A 3,463-nucleotide genomic window follows, 5' to 3' on the forward strand; every position below is an offset into this window, starting at 1 on the left:
GTCGACCAATGACAGAAGTAAACATCAATATTCTATCGACCCTTTTCATGCTTTCGTTGCTGGCGGAATTGGAGCTGTTTTTAAAGTTGAAAAAATTCCTCTAGGTATCGCAACGTTAATTGATGCAATTGTAATTTATCTAGATTACCTTTTCTTCTATTTAATAAATGGCTGGATTCTTGTTAAGGCAACACCCTTATTTATCTTTACTATTATCTATATTATTGGATATATAATTATCTGGCTAATTATATATAAAAAAGTGAAATCTCAAGTTAAAAAGATTAATCAGAAATTATAAAGGGGATTTTCCTTGTTTAGTAGGAAAATCCTCTTTTCTATAATTCTTTTACCATATTAAAACTACTTACATTATCAGGATCAGGGATATCATCACTAGTCTTACCCTCGTTTACAAAGCCTCGCTTTTCATAAAATGAAAATAACTTCGGCAAGCAAGTCAAAGTGACCGCTGTCCTATTTTGCTTCTTAGCAATCTTAGACAATTTATCTAATAATTTGGTAGCTATTCCTTGCTTTCGAAATTCCGGACTAACTGCCAGACTTAAAACTGTTTGATATTGATCATCTTTACGATTAAGATGATTTTTAAAATAGATTTCATCTTCAATATAGCGCTTATTAAATGCTGGACCAAAAACATGTCCTACTACTTGATGATCAATTTCTGCTACTAAAAAAGTATCAGGATAGTTTTCAATTCGCCCGATCATATCTTTTTGAGTCATTTCTTGACTCATCTCAAAAGTATCCGATTCAATAGAAACTACTGAATCCAAATCATTCATAGTTACTGATCTAATTATTAAATTCAATTTTTATCTCTCTTCATTATTATTTTTATCTTTTCTGATATATTCGTTCATGAGTTTAATCGGAAAAGGAAGAACCGTCAAATTTTTAAATTTAACCCAAACAACATCCATAGATTGTAAAAGCTGCTGCATATCTAGCAATTGCGACTTATTATTATCGTTTAAACATTCAATCTTTCTAACAACTGAAGCTACCGACTCTTTGGACTGCATCCCATTTCCAATAACTCCCACATTATAATATAGTTGATTTTGTGCGTAGAAATAATTCAAATTGATTAAACCGGCTAAATATTTATTTCTAGCCTCTTTGTTACGATATGCTAAAGTGCCTTTTTGATTATTTGCCGCTTCATATAATGATGGCGATGGTATTGTTTTTAACGAAGTTTTGCTTACAGCATAGTAATTTTCATTTTGTTTATCTAAAATAATGTAGTCGTAAGCGGTCGTTAATTGATCGTTTTGTTCAATAAATAAATCATTCAAGAAAAACGGATCTTTAAAATTGGAAGTAATTACTTTAATTTGAAAATTAGTTCCATGACTCGTAAATTCTAGAGTTTGACTGCTTTTAGGATAATATTTATAAAAAGCCAAACTATCTAAGTCTATCCCAGTATTCAATGGTGAGAAATCTTGCATCTCTAAAATTGCTTTTACAGTTAATTCTTTAACTGCATTGATTAATGCGCTATCAATTACCGTTCCACTTTTATGCAGTACTCCTTCAATTGTTATATTTTGAATAATTTCAGCTTGATTTACGTAATACGTATCTTCCTTATCTTGGTTATCTTTTTTCGAATAGTAACCTAAATTGTGAATTAATGCTAAATTGTAATGACTACTTGTTTGACTGGGCTTAATTTTTATTGACAAGTTTTGACTAAAAAAGTCAGATATAGTCTTTACTACTGATAAATTTTCTTGCGTTCGATCAATTAATGTAATTTCTTTATCTGACCAAAATGACTTAATTTTTTCTAATAATTTTTCTCCCCTTTTTTTTTGATTAACGCCTTGATCATAACTCTCAGTTTGGATTTCTCTAAATTTTAATTTGTCAAAATATTGCGAGTAATGCTTATTCAATTGATCAATTAAATAATACATAATGCCACTTTTACTAGTTAAAAAGCTAGTTCTAGCTTGTCCAACTTTACCATTAAGATAAAAGAAAGGTGTTTGATCTGGCTTCAGATTTTTATGGGTAGGATGCATTAAATACCAATCATTTTCTTCTCCGTCATGGTAACAATTTGCCATTTGTTTGATTGTGCTTTCTTGAAAATTAATCTCATAACGTGGACTGCGACCCCATGACTTTATATTTTTAATTAATTCTTGAGCTTGGTTTTTTTGATAATAGGATAGTTGAGTAAATGCTCGCGTTTGAATATTAATTACTAGATTTTTACTAAAGCTTACTTCTTCAAATTTTAATTTTTCATTTTCTTCTGTGTTGGTATTAACATACAATTTTCCCAATAAATTACATCCCTTAACTGTAGAGAATACTTGTAGTTGAATTAATAGTAAGTTTAATATGATATTTGTTTCTACTTGTGCAAAATCACGCTGCTCAATTTTACCTATAGTCTCATCTAGTTCTGTTAAGCCACGCTTTAATTCAAAAATATTGGTTTTACCTTTATCCGTAAGGATATAAATTATGTCTTTGTTATTTTCTCTGATATAATTTACGGCCTTAATTACTGGTAACTTCTCTTGGTTACGGTTAAGTAAGGAGCGAGAGATATATTTACGTGTGCAATGTACCGCGTATAAATCAAAATCTTGATTTAGCTGATCAATCTTAAAATGCGGATCTTCCAATTGATTTAGATAAATTTTATTTCTTACTAGTGTCATTCCGTACCACCTTATCTAATAAGTCTTGCAATAATGCATTATCAATTTCACCATTATGTCTAAACAAATGAGGATAGTAATAGATCTTTTTTTCATTAATTTCGTTTCTGATTCCGCTATTTCGATAAGCATTTTCTTTTTCAAATTCGTAGAAATTAATAATCACGGCTGCATTACCTGTGGAATCATTTAATTTATTTTGAATATGCTTTTCGACATCTTTTGCAAGTACTGTAGTCCTACGTGAATCGTAATTCTTCATATCGACATATAGAATTCTCTGATCGTTTAACTTTAAAAATCCGTCAAAGCGTTCAAATTCATTCTGGGATAATTCCCTCATTTCATGGAAATCTAGATGATACTTCTGACAAATTAAAGCAAAAATCTCTTCTGAAATAGCTGCTTTATACAAATTGTTAAATGCGGCAGGCGTTAATAACCACCGACTCTTTTTACTAAAATCTAAATTATATTTTTCTCTTAGTAATGCTTGTCTTATCCATGAATTTTGCTTAAAAATTTTATCTAAATATTTAGCATATTTTTCTAGATTTAAACTAGTTAATTTGGCATTAATAGGTACTTGTTTTTGGGATTTTAAGTAATCTAATTTTTGTTGAGCTTTTCCCTGCTCAGAATCAATCAAAAGCACATTTTTGAAATCAGGATCTTCCTCTTGATCGTGATAGTAATAGTATTTTGCATCTGGTTTAGACAGTCGATAATAAAATCCTTCGACTGTCTTACGT

General features: G+C 29.9%; 3 protein-coding genes and 1 pseudogene. 1 reads left to right on the forward strand and 3 read right to left on the reverse strand.

The window, feature by feature from the left end:
- Window positions 1–8 precede the first annotated feature (8 nt).
- A pseudogene (locus tag JEM49_RS07925) lies at window positions 9–301 on the forward strand (DUF3021 family protein).
- Window positions 302–338: 37 nt separating this feature from the next.
- On the opposite strand, the gene JEM49_RS07930 reads toward JEM49_RS07925, so the two are convergent.
- From JEM49_RS07930 to JEM49_RS07940, 3 genes are all read right to left on the reverse strand, one after another.
- Complete coding sequence (locus tag JEM49_RS07930; protein WP_025006373.1) at window positions 339–836, reverse strand: GNAT family N-acetyltransferase; 498 nt, start codon at window positions 834–836, stop codon at window positions 339–341.
- 3 nt (window positions 837–839) lie between these two features.
- On the reverse strand, window positions 840–2,711 hold the full coding sequence (locus JEM49_RS07935) for an ATPase (protein ID WP_207187933.1): 1,872 nt from the start codon (window positions 2,709–2,711) through the stop codon (window positions 840–842).
- Window positions 2,692–3,463: hypothetical protein (locus JEM49_RS07940; RefSeq protein WP_201874560.1), on the reverse strand; the 772-nt coding region annotated here is incomplete at its 5' end. The genes JEM49_RS07940 and JEM49_RS07935, both read right to left, overlap by 20 nt.

This window comes from Lactobacillus sp. A27 (assembly GCF_016742815.1).
Taxonomy (GTDB): Bacteria; Bacillota; Bacilli; order Lactobacillales; family Lactobacillaceae; genus Lactobacillus; species Lactobacillus gallinarum.

What these genes read in the sequence shown, in the direction of transcription:
- JEM49_RS07935 (WP_207187933.1), bottom strand. Translation starts at nt 2,711, where the DNA reads ATGACACTAGTAAGAAATAAAATTTATCTAAATCAATTGGAAGATCCG.